Raw genomic sequence first — 18770 nt, 5'->3', positions numbered from 1 at the left:
TATATGAACTTCCAACTCCTAATTCCTTTATTAATAACTGCAATAGTCACAATGGCAGGATGGTATATTGTACATCTATTCGCTACAAAGCGTGATAGGAAAAACAAGCAAAAAGAATTAAGAATAAACTATCTTATCGAAGCGTGGAGAAAATTAGAATATGCTTCGAATAGAAAAGACGTAAATGCGGTAGAGTATGTAGAAAAGCCAATTGCAGATATACAATTATTTGGGACTAAGAAGCAAATTGAACTGGCAATAAAAATAGCCAATGAATTAGCCGAAACAAGAGGAACCAATTTAATTGAACTACTAACTGAATTGAGGCAAGATTTAAGACGAGAATTGAATTTAGAAAAGATTGATACTCCAATTAAAGTGTTTAGAGATGGCTTGCCACCATTGAGTTAGTTTAAGAAACAAACATTAATTTGATTTTATCATTCTATGACAGATTTATCAGTTCTCACGACATCAATTTTAGCATTAGTATCAGCTGGTATTGGAGGATACACATCTTATTTTTTCGCATCTAAATCAAAGAAGAGTGATGCAAAACAAGTTACGAAGGAGACCAGATACAAGGCAATAATACTTATGTGTTATGCATTGGTTAACTATGAGAAAGAAAAAACAATGCTTGTTATAAACCGACCAGATATAAATTCTATTGAAAGATTAAAGAATGAAATCCATGTGGAATTTATAAATATGTCATTGTATGCATCAGATAATGTAATTATATCTATGAAACATTTTCTAATTAAGCAAGATACAGAAACATTAAATACTTTAGCTATAGCAATGCGTAAAGATTTATATGGAATCAGAACGAGTTTAAATTCAAAACATTTTAGTTTTGATGTTTAGTTTTCCAAACCCATCTAACCCCAACGAGAAGCATTACCACCAACCCCACAACCATCTGCAAAACCGCCCCGATTAATCCGAATACAATCCCAACGTTTGGAGCTGGAGCAGTACGCATCTGATGGTTTTGCATTCCTGTCATCAGTTTTGATGTGATAAGGTCGTATTTGAGGTTGGTGCTGGCTGAATTATCGCTTGGAAAGAAGCCTTGAAATTCTTTGTTATTGCTCATGTTTATTGGTGTTTTCGGTATATAAATATAGGGAAAATACATGGTTGCAAGGTGTTTTTAAGTCTTGCAACACCCTTGACGGTAAACGACTTTTTTACCTATACCGACCAAGGCAGGTTGCTGGAACACCGCCATAAGATTAACACCCGACCAGAGGAGCTTATCGCCCGGAACGACTATGACGCATTGGGTCAGCTCATGAACAAGCGTGTTGGAGGTTTAGCTACCGGACAAGGCTTGCAGAAGGTAGATTTTACCTACAACATCCGGGGGTGGCTTAAGGGCATCAATGATCTTACGAATTTGACACAGGGCAATACAGACCCTTCCAATCCGAAAGACTTATTTGCCTTTAAGCTGAATTACAACACGGTTGACTATAGTGTTCAGGGAGCTGTAGCACCCCTTTATAACGGCAATATTTCCGAAACCTTCTGGCGAACGGGAAGTGACAACACGGTAAGGAAATACGGCTATGTGTATGACGATCTGAACAGGCTTACGGAGGCGATCTATCAGAAACCCAATTCGGTAAATCCTGAAGCTGGCGTCACCAATGCCTACAACGAAGAGATGAGCTATGATAAAAATGGGAATATCCTTACTCTGGTGCGAAGGGGCTACAGGGACGATCATGCCGGTAACAACTATATTATCGACAACCTGAATTACTTATATGACAAGGATACAAACGTATTGAGAAGGGTTGATGATGTGAGTAACAGTCTGGATGGTTTTTTGGATGGCAACAAGAACAAGCAGCAGTGGCCAACACATGAGGACTATGATTATCTCTATGATGCACATGGCAACATGACGGCTGACCTGAACAAGGATATCCAAGCCATTACCTATAATCATTTGAATCTGCCCACCAAAATTGACTTCAAGGTGTCGGCCGGGGAAAAATTTATTTCCTATCTTTACAATGCTGTGGGGCAGAAAGTGAGGAAGCTTGTCTTGAACCAGTCGCCCGATGGCGCACCACAAAATGTTGTGACGGATTATCTGGACGGTTATCAGTATGTTGATGCCAGTTTGCAGTTTTTTCCAACGGCCGAGGGTTATGTTAGGGTTTCTGGCGGCACTATTTTCAATTATGTGTATCATTATACGGATCATTTGGGTAATATCAGGCTTAGCTATACCAAGGAGGGCACTACTGTATCCCTACTGGAGGAGAACCACTATTATCCCTTTGGGATGAAGCATAGTTATAACAGCGACATACGGGACTGGGGAGTTTCTCCTGAGACGGGTGAAATTTATGCTGTTTTAGAGGAGGTTCGTCGCGGTGCTTATCAGTATAAGTACAATGGGAAGGAGTATCAAGACGAGCTATCACTGAACTGGTACGACTATGGAGCAAGGAATTATGACCCTGCAATTGGTAGGTGGATGAATATTGACCCGTTGGCGGAGAAGTATAAAAGGTGGACGCCTTATAATTATGCAATGGATAATCCTGTCAAATTCATTGACCCTGATGGTAAAAGGATAAAAATAGGTAAAAACAATTATTCATATGTTGAAACAGAGATTATGATGCTATAAAAAATGATTTTGAAAGACAAACTTATCAGGCATTGGATTTTCTTTACGCATCTAAAGCAATGGAAATTACAATCGGAGAAGGAGAAAATGCCAAGACAGTAAATGTTTTAGATGAATTAATAAATGATAAAAAAACTATTAAAATTAAAGAAGGAAAAGATAATACATACAGTTTTAAAAAAAATATATTGACTTTTAATCCATCCAAAGGAATTGCATTTTTTAAAGATGCAAATAAACCCTACAACCAAGATTCAAATGGCAAAACAGTTGCAGATTATGGAAAAAATTCTCCCGCATCAGTATTATCACATGAACTAATTCATGGTTATAATGATTTCTTTGATAAAGGCCTTTCAAAGAGGCTAAATGATTTTTCTACGAGAGGACAGATAAAAGACCCTTATGGCAGGGATTTTAGTTTTGCCAACGCTGAAGAAAAATTTACAACGACATTAGCAAATCAAGTAAATGAACATTTACAAGAAGACCAAAGAACAAATTATGCTATAATTCCCTATCCTGTAAAAGGAGTCACAACCACTGAACCTATAACACCAATTCCCCTTGAATAATGAAAAAGTCAATTTTTATTTTATTAATGGTTACAATGATATCATGTAGAAGTAATTATAAAATTCTTGTTTCTCATCCCAGCGTTGCTGATGGTGAAATTCATGGATACAATCTTGAAAATTTTTTTGAAAATAAAAAAGAAATTAAAAATGCAAAGGTCAAAGATTTTGAACTTCTGTCAAAAGAAATAAATCTAATTAAAGATAGTTTGAGCAAATGCACACCATTGCCATATTCAGGAGAAAATTTTGGAATTTATAAATATGTATTTGTAGTATCGACTGATACATTATATTCCACATCAACTTTTGAAGGATGGAGATATGGAGATAAAGTTTGTAAATATGAAAAATTTTCTCCAATACTTATAGAGCAAGTATTAAAATCATCAAATTAATAAATAATATATGAGTTTCAGAATAGCCTACCAGTATAAGTACAACGGCAAGGAGTACCAAGACGAGCTGGGGCTTAACTTTTACGACTACGGGTCAAGGAATTATGACCCAACCATTGGGAGGTGGATGAATATTGACCCGCTGGCAGAAAATTCAAGACGTTGGACACCTTATAATTATGCTTATAATAATCCAATCTATTTTGTTGACCCTGATGGAATGCAGGCGTATGACTGGAAGGATAAAAATGGTAAAGTTGTTGAAGGAGATGCTCTAAAAGACGTTAAGGTATATATTTTTCATGATAATGATTTTAGTGAACAAGCAATGATACAGTATGACGATGCTGTGAAAAAATATGGAGAAGGAGCTGTTGTTTTAAGTAATACAGGAACAACTGAAGGGTTTGCAGAAGATTGGGGTAATATGGATGGTATGCCTTCAGAAATAATAATTTCTACACATGGTAAGAATCAATCTATTAATGTTAATACTGAGACAAATGAGCAGTTTACAGCAACAGGTAATGGTAAAACAAATATTAGTGGTGCAGAAGCACCGAATATACAAGACTTACCTAAACCAAAAGCAACTTTAACCGCAACTACTTTACAGCTGAATACATGCCATTCAGCAGATGCCGTAAAAGAGGCTCATGGAGACCAGGGGTAGTTTAAAAGGCACAGGTAAACCTATCGCACAAGTTTTCTCAGAGACCTTCAACTTTAAAAATGTGAGAGGCACAGCGGGGTCGGTTAATTATAATTCTTTTTGGACTAACGGAACTATGCCCAGTGCAAGTAATTATATGCGAGCAGATCCTGAAAATGGTGTATGGATGAATTATTTTAAACCAAAACCTTTAAACTCAATTCCTAGAAAATAAGACATTATGAAAAGAAAAGCAATGTATATCTTAATTGTAATGGTTTTTACACTATTAGGTTACTTATTTTTTAATAAGAAGCATATTGAACATGAATTATTATTTAAAATTCCAAATTCTGATAATAAATTCTATCCAAACGCTTATGAATTTTTTCATTCAAAAGAGAGCCTAACTCGGTACTTCAATAGAAATGACAAAACAAGAGAATATCAAAAAACTTGTCAAAATATAGATTTTGATTTTGACAAAAATAGCTATGTGATTGTTTATCGAAAAAAAGTAAAAAAGATGTATCATAGTTACAAAACATCTTTGATTAATGACATATCTCCATCTTATTCTAAACCGAAAGATAAAACTGTAATAATTATTGAATATGATAAAGATAGTGATGAAGGGGTTTTTATATATAAAATAGAAAAAAACTCAAATTTTAGAGGATTCTATGGAGTATAAATTGAGGGTAATGTCTCAGATTAGGTGTTTTTGAAAAGCATCACTCTAACTCCTTGAAAAACAATGTATATTTTGAGATTCCAAACCAATTACAGGTGACCCAACAGGTCACCTCTTCTATTTTTGAGGTCGGATAAGGCCTAAAAATGCTTTTCTTGTATCTTAATGTATCAAAATTAGGTCATGGAAATAAAATGTAATTTTTGTAATGGTAAATGCATAAGGAATGGATTTCAAAATAATGGGAAACAACGTTATAAATGTTGTATCTGTCAAAAGCGGCAACAGTCTTGCTATGGGTACAATGCTTATAAGTCAGACCTCAACCAGAACATTATCCAATTAACCAAGGAAGGCTTGGGAATAAGGAGTACTGCAAGGGTACTAAAAATTTCGACTACCACATTGCTTAAAAGGATTGTGTCAATTGCCAAGAGCATTCAACAGCCCATTATCAGTAAGGGAAAAACCTATGAGGTTGACGAAATGTGCACCTATATCAGAAACAAGCGAAATTTTATCTGGCTCGTCTATGCCTTGGAAAAGGATTCTAAAAAAGTTGTGAGTCTTAATGTAGGAAAGCGAGCCAATAAAACGCTAAACTGTGTTTTGGAAACTTTAAAATTATCAGAAGCAAAAAAAATATTTACCGACAGGTTGAAAAATTACAGGTATCTTATAGAGGAAAAATTGCATACTGTGAAACGTTTCGGCACGAATCATATCGAAAGGAAGAATCTGACATTGTGAACGCACATCAAAAGATTGAATAGGAGGACTATATGCTTCAGCAAAAGCTTAGTGCTTTTGATTTCAGTATTGAAGATTTATTTTTGGATTTGATATTTTCTGGGAAAGTATATTCTATTGGCTCGCCAAAAGTTTTGTATACCGGAAATTAAATACTCCGAAAAAAAAGTGTAAGCAACCAGAACTTTCTCCAAAACGTCTTTATAGCATTTGATATGCAAGATTCTGTAATTTCAAATCCTTCTCTCTTTCCGCCTATCAATCTCCAAAACTTCGTACCTTTGGCGCTTTGAAAATAGCATTGAAATGATTGAAATAGGAAAATACAACACGCTTACCATATTAAGAGATACCAAAGTGGGCTTGTTTTTGGGCAATGAAGAAAAAGACCCTGAAGGTATCCATGACATACTTTTGCCCAACAAATATGTTCCGCACGATTTTAGGATTGGTGACGAACTTACTGTTTTTGTGTATCTTGACCATGAGGAGCGTCCGGTTGCTACAACTTTAGAACCTTATATTTTATTGAATGAGTTTGCACTCCTGCGTGTGAATTATACCAATCAAGTCGGTGCGTTTATGGATTGGGGAATGGAGAAGGATATCTTGGTTCCGTTTAAGGAGCAAGCACGCCCGATGGAAAAGGGAAAGCGTTATTTGGTGTATCTGTATATGGATGAAAAAACCAATCGTTTGGTGGCTTCTAGCAAGACCAATCAGTTTTTAAGCAATGAAAACCTGACGGTTGAAAGAGGCGAGGAAGTTGATCTAATTGTATCACATATTACCGAAATTGGCATCAATGTGATCATCAACGAGCAACATAAAGGGTTGTTGTATAAGGATGAGGTATATGATGATTCCATCAGAACGGGAGACCGAATGAGGGGGTATATCAAAACGATCCGCCCTGATAACAAGATTGATGTTTCGATTGAAAAAATTGGTTACGAAAGGATAGAACCTAATGCAGAAAAGATATTGAACGAGCTTCGGGCCAGCCGAGGTTTTCTTCGTTTAAACGATAACAGTCATCCAGAAGATATCAAGACCGTGCTTCAAATGAGTAAGAAGACTTTTAAGAAAGCAATTGGCGCTTTGTATAAAGACAAATTGATCGAGATTAAAGACGATGGTATTTATTTGGTGAAAGAATAAGAAAGGAAAAGTAATTTTTTTACTACATTTACCTGATAAATATATGATATGAAATATTTTTACGTTTTAGTGACTTTTCTTTTTGTCCAAACTACATTTGCTCAAGAATTTACAACCGAAAAATCTACCTTTAGTGGACAAGTAGGTTTTTTTGGGGCATGGATCAATAATGAATCACGACTTTCCAATCAGCTTACCTTAAAATCAGAAATAGGTTTTGATGCTTTTACGCGACGATATGGCGATGGAATTAGTTTCGATGCATTTGCACCCGTAATCACGGTTGAACCCCGATGGTATTATAATCTCGAAAAAAGAGGAAATAAAGGAAGAAATGTTCACAATAATGGTGGAAATTTTTTGGCTTTGACCCTGAGTTATCATCCGGATTGGTTTGTTATTACGGGACTTGAAGGAGATGTTTATATTCCGCATCAGCTTGCTATTGTCCCGAAATGGGGAATAAAAAGAAACTTTGGAAAGAGTGATTTCAATTATGAAGTAGGGGTTGGACTGGGTTATAATTTTATGTTTTTAAAACAATATGGTTATAGTGAAAATAATGGTGATGTGCTTTTGGATTTACATCTAAGGATTGGTTATACTTTCAAATCTTCGAGAACTAAACAATAAATTCTAACGCTTCTAATTGGAAGCGTTTTTTTATGGCTTTTATTTAACGTTATACATCAAAACTATTCTATACATTTGTATATACAAGTATAGTACATTTGGAACGAAAAGATTTTATAAAAACTATAATAGGAGGAGTCACTATGGCATCATTGCATCCATTTTATAATTGGACCGAAAGTTTGAAGGAGGAAGATGAAAAGCATCCGGTTTTGTTTATCGGTCACGGTTCGCCGATGAACGGAATTGAAGACAACGAGTTTTCGCAAACGTGGGCAACATTCGGGAAGGAGATTCCAAAACCGAAAGCAGTATTGGTTATTTCGGCACATTGGTTGACAAAGGGAACCCATATCACGGCTATGCCCAATCCGAAAACGATCCATGATTTTGGTGGATTTCCGCAGGCACTTTTTGACGTGCACTATCCTGCTCCAGGAAGTCCGGATTTGGCGGAAGCTACTTCAAAATTAATAACTTCTACAGATGTAGGCTTAGACCACGATTGGGGTTTGGATCACGGCACTTGGACGGTTGTAAGACACATGTATCCCAATGCTGACATCCCGGTATTGCAGTTGAGTATTGATTATGGCAAGCCTCCACAGTATCATTTTGATTTGGCAAAACAATTGAAAGCCTTGCGGAAAAAAGGCGTACTTATTATTGGTTCGGGAAATATGGTGCACAACCTCAGGATGATTGCTTGGGACAAGATGCAGGAAGCGAACTATGGTTTTGACTGGGCCATTGAGATGAATTCCATTTTCAAGGAAAAGATAGGGAATAGTGATTTCAAAGCCTTGATTGACTATGAGAAATTAGGTAGTGCAGCGAAATTGGCCATTCCAACACCGGACCATTATTATCCTTTGCTTTATGCTATGGCTTTGCAGGATTCTCAAGATGCTATTAGCTTCTTTAACGATAAGATGGTGGGAGGTTCCTTGAATATGACTTCTGTGAAATGGGGATAAAAAAAACGACAAGTTTTTGTACTTGCCGTTTTGAATTCTTATTTATGGAGCTATTATATGCCTAATTTTTTCTTTGTCTTTTTGTCCAATGCATTTTTATGAACCAAAACCGAAATCGCTTTCAATTTCATATACGGAACACTCATGTATACGTAACCGCCATTTCCATTATCAGTTCCCCAAGAATTTTTTACTTTGTAGTAAACATTTCCTTTTTGATCCTTTAGTTTTCCAACGATGTGCATCAAATGATCATCGGTAGTGTTGAAATTTTCAAATTCCTGCTGACGGAATTCCTGCGTAATTTCTTTTTCCTTTTTGATTTCGGTTAAAATAGCTTTGTTATCGGCTTCGTTTTCTGGAATGACAGCAATACCAGATTTAGGCGAAAAGGTACGTTCGCTCACATCAGCATCTAGAGCCAAAGTATAGCCCTTTTCTAAAGCATTATCTATATTTAGGATAAATTCATCCAAAGGAAGGTTATAGAAACTTCCGTTTGCAAAGTTGTCCGGAATGTCCAGAATAAATTCCTTGTAAAAAGGTTCGTGTGAGAAAGAAGAAATGGTTACATACTCCTCAAGATTCAATTTTGTCATTTCCAAGAAACTTTTCGGAGTATATTTTTTACCTTCATACGTAAATTCCGAAATATCAGCTCCCATGTGCTTGTCTAAAATATCCGAAACTTCTGTCTTCCATTTTGGATCTAATTTTTTTGAAAGATCGGCATAAGGTTTCAATACAGCTTCCAATTCTTCCACCATTTTGGAGTGATTCAGAATAGTTGCATTTCCAACCAAACCAGAGTAAGCATCTGCAGGAACAATCCCAAATTTCATGGCGCTATTGATTACGTCATGGTTCAATCCGCCTTCACCAAATTGTGCTTTTCCTTGACGCATGACGTAGTTCCATGCCTTTTTTGGATAGGTATGTCGAACGTTGTACATCTCCGATAAATCGATTTGCTTTCCGGAAGTGCGGATGATTTCGGCCTCTAGAAATGAAGTGGATGAAAAACTCCAGCAAGTTCCCGTTTGACCTTGTGAAATTACGGGTGTGGCCTCAATATCTTTAATGGTTTGGAATTCATAGTTTTGTGAATAGGCTGAAAAAGCGATTGTTAAAAGAGCAATGCTCAAGAAATTTCTTTTCATTTTATTTGTTTTTATTAAGGGGTAAAAGTATTATTTTTACGCTAAAATAAAATAAAAATGGCTACTATAGACTGGAAAACTGTTAAAGATTTTGAAGACATCACCTATAAGAAGTGCAATGGCGTTGCCAGAATTGCCTTTAATCGTCCGAATGTGCGAAATGCATTCCGCCCAAAAACCACTTCTGAATTGTATCAGGCTTTTTATGATGCACAAGAGGACACTTCAATTGGAGTAGTGCTGCTTTCTGCCGAAGGACCTTCTACCAAAGATGGCGTTTACTCTTTTTGCAGTGGAGGTGATCAAAATGCACGTGGTCATCAAGGCTATGTTGGAGAAGATGGGCAACACCGTTTGAATATCTTAGAAGTGCAACGATTGATTCGCTTTATGCCAAAAGTAGTGATTGCTGTAGTTCCAGGTTGGGCTGTTGGCGGCGGACACAGTTTGCATGTAGTTTGCGATTTGACCTTAGCCAGTAAGGAACATGCTATTTTCAAGCAAACCGATGCCGATGTAACCAGTTTTGATGGGGGTTATGGTTCGGCTTATTTAGCCAAAATGGTTGGGCAGAAAAAAGCGCGTGAGATTTTCTTTTTAGGAAGAAATTATTCTGCACAAGATGCAATGGATATGGGAATGGTGAATGCCGTGATTCCACACCATGAACTGGAAGATACTGCCTATCAATGGGCTCAAGAAATTTTAGAGAAATCGCCAACCTCAATAAAAATGCTAAAATTCGCTATGAATTTGACAGATGATGGAATGGTTGGCCAGCAAGTTTTTGCAGGAGAGGCCACTCGCTTGGCGTATATGACAGAAGAAGCAAAAGAAGGAAGGAATGCGTTTTTAGAGAAAAGAAAGCCTAATTTTGGAGAGAACAAGTGGATTCCTTGATTTAGTATTCAGTGATCAGTGATCAGTGGTCAGTGTTCAGTGATCAGTATTTGGTGATCAGTTTACAGTCACTGATAACTCACAACTCATAACTCATAACTCTAACTAATAACTCATAACTCTTGGAAAATTTTACGAATACAACCATCGATACTACACAGCTTCCAAGATTTGAGGAAGTTCAATTTTCTAAATTGCATCCTGATTATTGGAAAGTGATGCTGATTAATACAGCGATCACGTTCCTTATTTTAGGAGTTGCAATTGGTTTTGTTTTTTATTTCAATGAAGGAATTAGAGATTTTGCAGTCTATTTCGGAGTAGGTTTTGGGATTTTAGTTGGTTTGACGATAGTCTTTTCAAGGATCGGTTTCCAAAAAAGGGGTTTTGCTTTCAGGGAACATGATGTGCTTTTTCAAAGCGGAGTGATTGCTACCAAAACCATTGTAATTCCTTATAACAGAGTACAACACGTAGCGTTGCACGAAGGTTTGGTTTCGAGATATTTTGGTTTGGCAAAAGTAGAAATTTTCACAGCCGGAGGAAGCTCAAGTGATATCGAAATTCCTGGGATCGAAAAGGAACAGGCCGAAAACATCAAACAATTATTGATGGGGAAAATCCAAAAGCAATTATGATAAAAGCAGATTTCAGCCAACCGCAAAGGCAGTCCAAAGTTGGCGTATTGGTGATGTTTTTTTATACGCTTCAAAAATCGTTGAGGGCTTTATGGCCTATGCTTGTGATTTGGGTTTTCAAGTTTGATGAAGTCAACAAACTTTATCTTGCCTTTGGAACCGTTGCTGTTATTGTGCTTGTTGGTTTTGTGTCCTATCTAAAATACCTCAATTTCACCTTTTTCCTAGATGAGGAAAATCAAGAGTTCATTGTTACAGAAGGGATTTTAAACAAATCCAAAACGACTATACAGCTCAATAAAATCCAACAGGTAAACATCAATCAATCGTTGATTCAAAAGTTTGTTGGTGTCTATGCCTTGGATGTTGATACCGCTGGAAGTAGTAAAAAAGAGGGTTCTATCAAGGCTATTTCGCACGAATTGGCTTTAGAATTAAAGACAAGATTACTTGAAAACGAAGGAAAATTAATTGATACAGATTCGGAAACAGCACAATCAGCTTTAGCAGAAGCTCATCCAGAGGAACATCCTTTTATCAAGATCAGTTTTATCACCTTATTGAAAGTAGGTATAACTTCCAATTACCTCAGAAGTTTTGGTTTGTTGATCCTTTTTGTCAGTACGATTTATGAAAATATAAGTAATTTTACAGAAGGGGATGTTCTTGAAGAGCAAAGTTTGGAACATTATATTGATGGAACTTCCATTTTTAAAGGTATTTTGATGCTCGTTGCCTTTCTTTTTTTGATTGTACTCATCATTAATTTGGTGAGAGTTGTTTTCAAATATTTCGATTATAAAATTGCCAAGCAAAAAGGTTCCTTATTGCTTTCGTATGGGTTGCTGAATACAAAAAGTACCATTATCAAGCCCGAAAAGGTGCAAATAACCACTATTACGCGAAATTATTTCCAAAAGAAGATGGATATCTTGGAGATAAAAATCAAGCAAGCTACAAGTGGCGAACCAGAAGAAAAAAAATCTGCTATAGAAATTCCAGGTTGTTCGGAGACTGAACGGGATCAGATCTTAAAATTATTGTTTAAATCGATCCCCGAAAAAGGAGTGCAATTGCAGCCTAATTTTCGCAAGCTTGTTTTTTCAATATTCACAACAATAATGATACCTTTGTCACTGTATTTTGCATTTGCAAATTGGATTGAACCCCAAGCATTCGAATTCATATACCTAGTTCCGGTTTATATTGTTTTTATTGGTTTGGTATTGTATTTTGGCTTTCGAAATTACCGACTTTTTATCAGTGATAATTTCATCATCAAGCAAAGCGGAGCCTGGGATGTTGACCATGAAATCATCGAACCCATGAAAATACAAGCCATAACAACGTCACAGTTGTTTTGGCACAAGAAAGCCGACATTGGGTCGATAATTTTGCATACAGCAGGAGGAAATGTTGCCTTTCAATTGGGCGATTTTACTCGAATTAAACGTTATGTGAACCTTTGGTTATACGAAATAGAAACGTCCGATAGCAATTGGATGTAGATTTTAGAGAAAAGAATAAAGAGAAAAGAAAGATTGTATTTTACAACCTTTAAACCTTAAACTCATAAACAAATTAAAATGAGACATTGGATTGAAGCAGCAAGAGTAAGAACGTTACCACTTTCGGTATCAGGCATCATCGTTGGAAGTATGTATGCATTGGCCTATCCCACCGATAATGTCCTGACGCCAACCGAAGTATTCAACTGGCAATTGTTTGGTTTTGCCATCTTGACAACGCTTGGATTGCAAATCCTTTCCAACTTTGCCAACGATTATGGCGACGGAATCAAAGGAACAGACAATGAAGACAGGGTAGGGCCAAAACGCGCCATTCAAAGTGGAGTTATTTCGCCTCAAGCGATGAAACGAGCGATGATCATAACATCTATTTTGACATTCATTTCTGCTGTTTTATTGATTTATTTTGCTTTTGGGAAAGATCATATCCTGTATTCTGTTATTTTTCTAATCTTGGGAATTCTAGCCATTACTTCCGCAATTCGCTACACCGTTGGGAATACCGCCTATGGCTACAATGGCTATGGCGACCTGTTCGTATTTATATTTTTCGGTCTAGTAAGCACTTTAGGTGTTAATTTCCTCTATTCAAAACAAGTGGATTGGGAATTGTGTCTTCCGGCAATCGCTATCGGATTTTTAAGCGTTGGTGTTCTAAACCTAAACAACATGCGTGATGAGGAGTCCGACCGAAAATCAGGAAAAAACACCATCGTCGTAAAAATTGGTGGAGCCGCTGCCAAAAAATACCATTTCTTTTTGGTTATTTCAGCAATGCTATTGGTCTTGGCGTTTGCTGTTTATGTAGATTTTGTAAAGGATATTGAGCCTGAAAAATTAAATTTTGATACCTATTTCTTTTTGGTCATTTATTTCCCGCTTACGAGTCATTTGATTAGGGTTTATAAAAACAAGAATCCAAAACTCCTAGATCCGGAGCTAAAAAAATTAGCAATATCAACCTTTTTACTTTCTATTTTGCTATCGTTGAGTTTGATTTATCTCCTGTCAGATTTAGTTGTGAATGCTTAGAATAATAACGCTTAAAGACTTAAAAACATGAAAATTACTTTTTACGGACACGCCTCTCTCGGAATTGAAGTTGGTGGAAAAAAAATCATAGTAGATCCTTATATTTCCCCAAATCCAAAAGCTTCCCACATTGATGTCGATTCACTTGAAGCCGATTTTATCTTGCTGACACATGCACATGGCGACCACATTGCCGATGTAGAAACCATTGCACAGCGAACCAACGCCACCATCGTTTCCAATGCAGAAATCGCAGGCTATTATGAAAAGAAAGGCTTCACTACACACCCGATGAACCACGGCGGAAGCTGGGATTTCGATTTCGGAAACGTAAAATACGTAAACGCTATCCACTCAAGTTCGTTTCCCGACGGAACTTATGGCGGAAATCCAGGTGGATTTGTCATCGAAGGCGAACGAAAAAATATCTATATCGCTGGCGACACCGCCCTAACCTTCGATATGCAACTCATTCCATTAAGAACCAAGCTCGATTTGGCTATTTTCCCAATCGGAGATAATTTTACTATGAATGTCGATGATGCTATTTTGGCTTCAGATTTTGTAGAATGTGATAAAGTTCTAGGCTATCATTTCGATACCTTCGGATACATCGAAATCAACCACGAAGAAGCCATTAAAAAATTCTTCGATGTTGGAAAAGACCTGATGTTGCTCGAAATTGGTGCTTCAATCGATTTATAATGGGAGCGAAAGGTTTAGGCGTTTTTGGAATCCATTTTCCCGCTGGAGCCACTCGCTTTGCAACAGCTCTTACGGCAGTTGCAAGAGCTCAAACAATGGCACCATCGGGGCTAGATTTAAATCCATTTTCCAGACCTGACAGGTTTTCGAAACCTTCAGGTCTAAAAATAATCCACTATGATTAAAAAAGCAATATTCCTTTTTTTAGTTGTCACTACAATCCAAACGGTTTTTGCACAGCAAGACGGCTTTTGGGATAAGAATCGTGCCACAACCAAGGAAATAAACCTTGGAGCCGGAGACCGAATCGTTGTCAAAACCGAAGATTTCCCAAAAGGAACTACAGAAGTCGTTTACCGAATTACCACTCTCGACGACAATCAGCAATTGGCCGGAAGCTTGGTTTCGTTGCTAAAATCCATTCCCGATCCTTCGGGAATCAGTCAAGGTTCGGCTGGAGCAGTTTTTATAGTTTCCAAGATTTCAGGCGATGACAAATGCAAATATGCTATTTTTTCGAGTAACGAATTGGCAACAGCCTATAAAGAATCAGGAAAAGCAGACAAGGCATGTTTTGCACAAAACACACCCGTAAACAAGGATGCAAAATTACTTTCCTTAGAAAAATCAGCCTGTCTGAAAGCTAATACAAGTACTATGTTTTTCGCCTTTGAAAGCGATAACTGGCTGATGAAGCAAAAAATCGTATTAGAAGTTGTGCCTTGGGTCGATTATAAGTTAAGCAAAGGCTGGAGTCCAGAAAACCGAAAATCCATTATTGATTTGTGCAAAACCTCCAATTTAGCCCAATTGATGATCAATTCGGATGATTTTTGTGTTTGTATCTTGGATAAAATGCAAGCCAAATATAAATTCCAAGAATACCAAAAATTATTGGCTTCAGAAAAATCAAAAGCGTTCAAGGATTTTGGAGCCGAATGTTTAAGCAAGAATCCCGTAAACGAAGCGATTCATAATGGTATCAGATTGGATGCTTTCCAGCACTTTAAAAACAAACGCTATGACGAAGCCATCCGACTTTTACATGCTGGAATCATTGATAACGGAAACGCAAAAGTGATGGATTATAATGCTTTGGGAACCTATTATTTGTATTCAAAACAATTCGGAAAAGCTATAAAATACCTGAAAGAGGGTGAGAAGCTTGATGATTCAGAATTGCAAATACAGCTCAATCTAGCCCATGCTTATTTGCTCAACGGAGAATATTCGGAAGCAAAACTGATCCATAAAAAATACCAGAATCAAAATATTTCAGCCCTAATTGATTGGAAAATCCAGACAGTTCGTGATTTTGAAGACCTCAAGAAAGCAGGTTTCAAATCGAATGATTTTGAGAGGATTTTGAAATTGTTTAATGATTAATTCCATAAAAATGAAAAACAACAATCTATCTGAATTAAGCAACGAAAAACTAATAAAGAGAAGGGATTTATTCAAAGGCTTCTTAATTGGAATAGGTATTGTCTGGTTGTTTATGATTGCCTTTGTAATCTATATTTATTCGACGAAGGATACATCCAATTTTTCATTTGTTGTATTTCTCCCAATATTTATCTTACCGGTAACGTTGACTCCTTTGTTGATCAACGTCGGCTTGCTTAATAAGGAAGCAAAGTCTCGAAATTTAAAATAAGTTTAAGCTTTGTGAACTTTGTGCATTCTTCGTGTACTTTGTGTTTAAGTTCTCTCCAAATCCTAATTTCTAAACCTACTTGAAAGCAACCTACCATAAATACCTGCTCAACTTCAAAAAACCTTCAGGCACTTCAAGAGGTGTATTGACGGAAAAAGAAACCTGGTTTATCATCTTGGAACAAGACGGTAAAAAAGGAATAGGAGAGTGTGGAATTTTAAGGACCCTAAGCATTGACGACAGACCTGATTATGAAGCCAAATTACGATGGACGTGCCAGAATATCCATCTAGGAGAAAAAGCTCTTTGGGAAGCTTTAATTGAGTTTCCTTCGATTCAATTTGGTGTAGAAATGGCGTTCCAATCATTAGCAAGTGAAACCCCTTTTTTACTCTTTCCTTCGGAGTTTACCAAAACGCAGAAAAGCATCCCGATTAATGGACTTGTTTGGATGGGAGAGCCTTCGTTTATGAAGGAACAAATCGAGGAAAAACTGGCACAAGGTTTCAACTGTATCAAACTTAAAATTGGTGCGATAGATTTTGAAAAAGAACTCGCTTTATTGCGGTTTATACGGGAAAATTACGACGCAAAAACTATAGAAATCAGAGTAGATGCAAACGGCGGATTTACTTCTGATGAAGCTTTAGATAAAATAAATCAATTATCTGAATTTGAAATACATAGTATAGAGCAACCGATACAAAAAAAACGTACTGACAGGATGTCAGAGCTATGTAAAAATACTCCAATTCCTATTGCTTTAGATGAAGAACTTATTGGCGTGTTTTCATACGAAGAAAAAGAAGCTTTATTGCGGAAAATACAACCCCAATATATCATTTTAAAGCCCAGTTTGATAGGTGGTTTTCGAGGTTCAAAAGAGTGGATTTCTTTAGCAGAAAAATACAATATTGGTTGGTGGATTACCTCTGCTTTGGAGAGTAATATTGGCTTGAATGCAATTGCGCAATGGACGTTTTTACAGCAAAATCCAATGCCACAGGGTTTAGGAACGGGAGGACTTTATACCAATAATTTTGATTGTCCTTTGGTGGTTTTAGAAGGACAATTGTGGTATGATTCAAACTTACATTGGAGTTTTAATTTATAGCTACTACAGCATAAGGTCCATATGAAGTTTTCCGTCATAGAAAAGTAGCGCTATACATTGTAGTATAAGCAAAAGTTGCGTTATTAAAAGAATATAGAAAAGAATAATTCTCCAGCAAAATCCCCAAAACGTATATAGTTTTCTTGTTGCATCATAATAGGACCAAATTGGGAAGAACGGAATAAGAAAGAAAGAGATGGTTTCTAGATATCCAAAAGAGATTTTTAAATCTAAATGATTTAGAAAATCTGTAAGAAAATAAAAAACACTTATCAAAAGCATGCCCAATAGGGACATTCCACTAATAATCATATGTTGTGCAAAATTTAGTCGTAATCGTTTAAAGATTAGCATTGCATTTATTGATAAGAGCGGAACGATACTGAACAATGCTATTTTAGAAAAATTCGCGAGAAAATCACCAACATCTTCGGCTCTGTTTGGGTCTATAAAATCTTGATTGATTTTTTGTCTATAATGCAGCAATACCACATCGATGGCAATTATGAGTAATGCTAAATAAAACACATTGTAATAACGAATACGCTTTCCTTTGATATAGTCCAAGGCTGCTTGTCCAGGTCTTTTGAAAACTTCTTTTATGGTAAACAGGATGCCTTTTTCCAGATGCCAAACACCATGCAACACGTCATGCATTATAAAATGCTTGAATGTTATTGGGTGTGTGTCGGTTTTTTGACCACAATTTGAACAAAAGTTATTATCTATGGGAGAGTTGCAGTTTAGGCAGTAGTTATGTTTCATAAAATTTATTCAAAAACTAAAGTTAATAAAAACAGGAAAAATGCTACTTCTAGTAATAGCAAAATATCGAAAATAAATACTCGCCAGATTAGGTTTGATGGTTTGTAAATGGATTTGAAAGGTTTATAATAGCCAAAGCTAATGTATAAGAATAAAATAAACGGAGTGGATAGGTCAATAATTTTCGCGATTGTAGAAAAGTTTTCTAAAAAATCAATAAAAGAAAGTAATAAGCTGAATAGGGAAATAAGTATCACACCTAAAAAAATCATTCCTGAAAGTATGAAATGTTCGCTGATGTTTAATTTTTTTCTTCGAAAGAGCATATAGCTGGTCACAGCGAATAAAGGAATAAGTGCAAGAATTAAGATTTTGCTGTAATCTGTTAAAAAAGAATATTTTTCGATGTCATTATGGGCTTGGTATATTTCAGGATGATATAATAATTGGAGTTTTTCATAATAATTGGCCAAAATAAGCTGAAGACCGACTAGTATAACTATCAAATAAAACACATTATAATATTTTACTCTTTTGCCGCTTATGTAATCTAAGGCTGCTTCTCCAGGTCGTGTTAGTGCTTCTTTAATGGTAAATAGAATTCCTTTGTCAACGTGCCAAACTCCATGTAAAATATCATGAATTAAAAAATGCTTAAAATTTATCCGATGAGTATCTGTTTTTTGTCCACAATTGGAGCAATAGTTTTTTTCAACAGCTTCATTGCAATTCAAGCAGACAAGATTTTTCATAAAGCTTAACTTTTTTAGTTTT

The 18770-nt window shown here is 36.3% G+C and carries 21 protein-coding genes and 2 pseudogenes; 19 read left to right on the top strand and 4 right to left on the bottom strand.

Annotation, left to right across the window (positions count from 1 at the left end; all coding sequences use genetic code 11):
• Nucleotides 1-3 precede the first annotated feature (3 nt).
• Together G508_RS18995 and G508_RS0113225 are read left to right on the top strand one after the other, a co-directional pair.
• The gene (locus G508_RS18995) at nt 4-411 is read left to right on the top strand and encodes a hypothetical protein (protein WP_051197620.1); all 408 of its coding nucleotides are present in this window, start codon (nt 4-6) and stop codon (nt 409-411) included.
• Nucleotides 412-447: 36 nt separating this feature from the next.
• Nucleotides 448-870 (top strand): hypothetical protein, encoded by a 423-nt coding sequence (locus G508_RS0113225; RefSeq protein WP_026705776.1) that lies wholly within the window; start codon nt 448-450, stop codon nt 868-870.
• Here G508_RS0113225 and G508_RS0113220 read toward each other — a convergent pair.
• On the bottom strand, nt 854-1102 hold the full coding sequence (locus G508_RS0113220; RefSeq protein WP_026705775.1) for a hypothetical protein: 249 nt from the start codon (nt 1100-1102) through the stop codon (nt 854-856). The genes G508_RS0113225 and G508_RS0113220 overlap by 17 nt on opposite strands.
• A gap of 51 nt (nt 1103-1153) precedes the next feature.
• On the opposite strand from G508_RS0113220, the gene G508_RS0113215 reads away from it, so the two are divergent.
• The 9 genes and pseudogenes from G508_RS0113215 to ygiD all read left to right on the top strand — a co-directional run bounded on the left by G508_RS0113215 (nt 1154) and on the right by ygiD (nt 8496).
• Complete coding sequence (locus tag G508_RS0113215; protein WP_026705774.1) at nt 1154-2656, top strand: RHS repeat domain-containing protein; 1503 nt, start codon at nt 1154-1156, stop codon at nt 2654-2656.
• A complete protein-coding gene (locus tag G508_RS0113210; RefSeq protein WP_407918634.1) occupies nt 2653-3231 on the top strand; it encodes a M91 family zinc metallopeptidase in 579 nt (192 codons plus the stop codon). Before G508_RS0113215 ends, G508_RS0113210 begins: the two co-directional genes overlap by 4 nt.
• Nucleotides 3231-3629, top strand: a complete 399-nt coding sequence (locus G508_RS0113205; RefSeq protein ID WP_026705772.1) for a hypothetical protein — start codon at nt 3231-3233, stop codon at nt 3627-3629. The genes G508_RS0113210 and G508_RS0113205 overlap by 1 nt, the downstream gene beginning before the upstream one ends.
• 25 nt (nt 3630-3654) lie before the next feature.
• Nucleotides 3655-3855 (top strand): annotated as a pseudogene (locus G508_RS20605) (RHS repeat-associated core domain-containing protein); the annotation flags it as partial.
• 667 nt (nt 3856-4522) lie between these two features.
• Entirely contained in the window at nt 4523-4975 is a 453-nt protein-coding gene (locus G508_RS0113195; RefSeq protein ID WP_026705770.1) for a hypothetical protein, read from the top strand.
• 183 nt (nt 4976-5158) lie between these two features.
• Nucleotides 5159-5818: pseudogene (locus tag G508_RS18990) on the top strand (IS1 family transposase).
• A gap of 213 nt (nt 5819-6031) precedes the next feature.
• Nucleotides 6032-6886, top strand: coding sequence for a CvfB family protein (locus G508_RS0113185; RefSeq protein ID WP_026705769.1), 855 nt, complete (start codon nt 6032-6034; stop codon nt 6884-6886).
• A 48-nt stretch (nt 6887-6934) separates the two neighbouring features.
• Nucleotides 6935-7519: a hypothetical protein gene (locus G508_RS18985; protein WP_035694714.1), complete on the top strand. Its 585-nt coding sequence runs from the start codon at nt 6935-6937 to the stop codon at nt 7517-7519.
• 143 nt (nt 7520-7662) lie between these two features.
• On the top strand, nt 7663-8496 hold the full coding sequence (ygiD, locus tag G508_RS0113175; RefSeq protein WP_051197628.1) for a 4,5-DOPA-extradiol-dioxygenase: 834 nt from the start codon (nt 7663-7665) through the stop codon (nt 8494-8496).
• Nucleotides 8497-8549: 53 nt separating this feature from the next.
• On the opposite strand, the gene G508_RS0113170 is transcribed toward ygiD, so the two are convergent.
• Nucleotides 8550-9656, bottom strand: coding sequence for a C1 family peptidase (locus G508_RS0113170; RefSeq protein WP_026705767.1), 1107 nt, complete (start codon nt 9654-9656; stop codon nt 8550-8552).
• Nucleotides 9657-9713: 57 nt separating this feature from the next.
• On the opposite strand from G508_RS0113170, the gene G508_RS0113165 reads away from it, so the two are divergent.
• From G508_RS0113165 to G508_RS0113125, 8 genes are all read left to right on the top strand, one after another.
• Nucleotides 9714-10556 (top strand): 1,4-dihydroxy-2-naphthoyl-CoA synthase, encoded by an 843-nt coding sequence (locus tag G508_RS0113165; RefSeq protein WP_211223390.1) that lies wholly within the window; start codon nt 9714-9716, stop codon nt 10554-10556.
• 122 nt (nt 10557-10678) lie between these two features.
• Nucleotides 10679-11194 carry a PH domain-containing protein gene (locus G508_RS0113160; protein ID WP_026705765.1) on the top strand — a complete coding sequence of 172 codons (516 nt, stop codon included), beginning with the start codon at nt 10679-10681 and terminating at the stop codon, nt 11192-11194.
• Nucleotides 11191-12702: a PH domain-containing protein gene (locus G508_RS0113155; protein WP_084625981.1), complete on the top strand. Its 1512-nt coding sequence runs from the start codon at nt 11191-11193 to the stop codon at nt 12700-12702. Before G508_RS0113160 ends, G508_RS0113155 begins: the two co-directional genes overlap by 4 nt.
• Before the next feature lie 78 nt (nt 12703-12780).
• On the top strand, nt 12781-13755 hold the full coding sequence (menA, locus tag G508_RS0113150) for a 1,4-dihydroxy-2-naphthoate octaprenyltransferase (protein WP_026705763.1): 975 nt from the start codon (nt 12781-12783) through the stop codon (nt 13753-13755).
• 27 nt (nt 13756-13782) lie between these two features.
• On the top strand, nt 13783-14460 hold the full coding sequence (locus G508_RS0113145; protein ID WP_026705762.1) for a metal-dependent hydrolase: 678 nt from the start codon (nt 13783-13785) through the stop codon (nt 14458-14460).
• Nucleotides 14460-14645 (top strand): hypothetical protein, encoded by a 186-nt coding sequence (locus G508_RS0113140; RefSeq protein WP_026705761.1) that lies wholly within the window; start codon nt 14460-14462, stop codon nt 14643-14645. Before G508_RS0113145 ends, G508_RS0113140 begins: the two co-directional genes overlap by 1 nt.
• Complete coding sequence (locus tag G508_RS0113135) at nt 14638-15846, top strand: tetratricopeptide repeat protein (RefSeq protein ID WP_026705760.1); 1209 nt, start codon at nt 14638-14640, stop codon at nt 15844-15846. The genes G508_RS0113140 and G508_RS0113135 overlap by 8 nt, the downstream gene beginning before the upstream one ends.
• 350 nt (nt 15847-16196) lie before the next feature.
• Nucleotides 16197-17231, top strand: a complete 1035-nt coding sequence (locus G508_RS0113125) for an o-succinylbenzoate synthase (RefSeq protein ID WP_026705758.1) — start codon at nt 16197-16199, stop codon at nt 17229-17231.
• A 3-nt stretch (nt 17232-17234) separates the two neighbouring features.
• Here G508_RS0113125 and G508_RS19605 read toward each other — a convergent pair whose 3' ends face one another.
• Nucleotides 17235-17888, bottom strand: coding sequence for a DUF3667 domain-containing protein (locus G508_RS19605; RefSeq protein ID WP_051197616.1), 654 nt, complete (start codon nt 17886-17888; stop codon nt 17235-17237).
• 113 nt (nt 17889-18001) lie between these two features.
• Entirely contained in the window at nt 18002-18748 is a 747-nt protein-coding gene (locus tag G508_RS19600) for a DUF3667 domain-containing protein (RefSeq protein WP_051197615.1), read from the bottom strand.
• Nucleotides 18749-18770 lie beyond the last annotated feature (22 nt).

The sequence above is a fragment of the Flavobacterium soli DSM 19725 genome (assembly GCF_000422705.1).
Taxonomy (GTDB): domain Bacteria; phylum Bacteroidota; class Bacteroidia; order Flavobacteriales; family Flavobacteriaceae; genus Flavobacterium; species Flavobacterium soli.
Note: the sequence above shows the minus strand (reverse complement) of the source record. Positions and strands in the feature narration are given on the sequence as shown.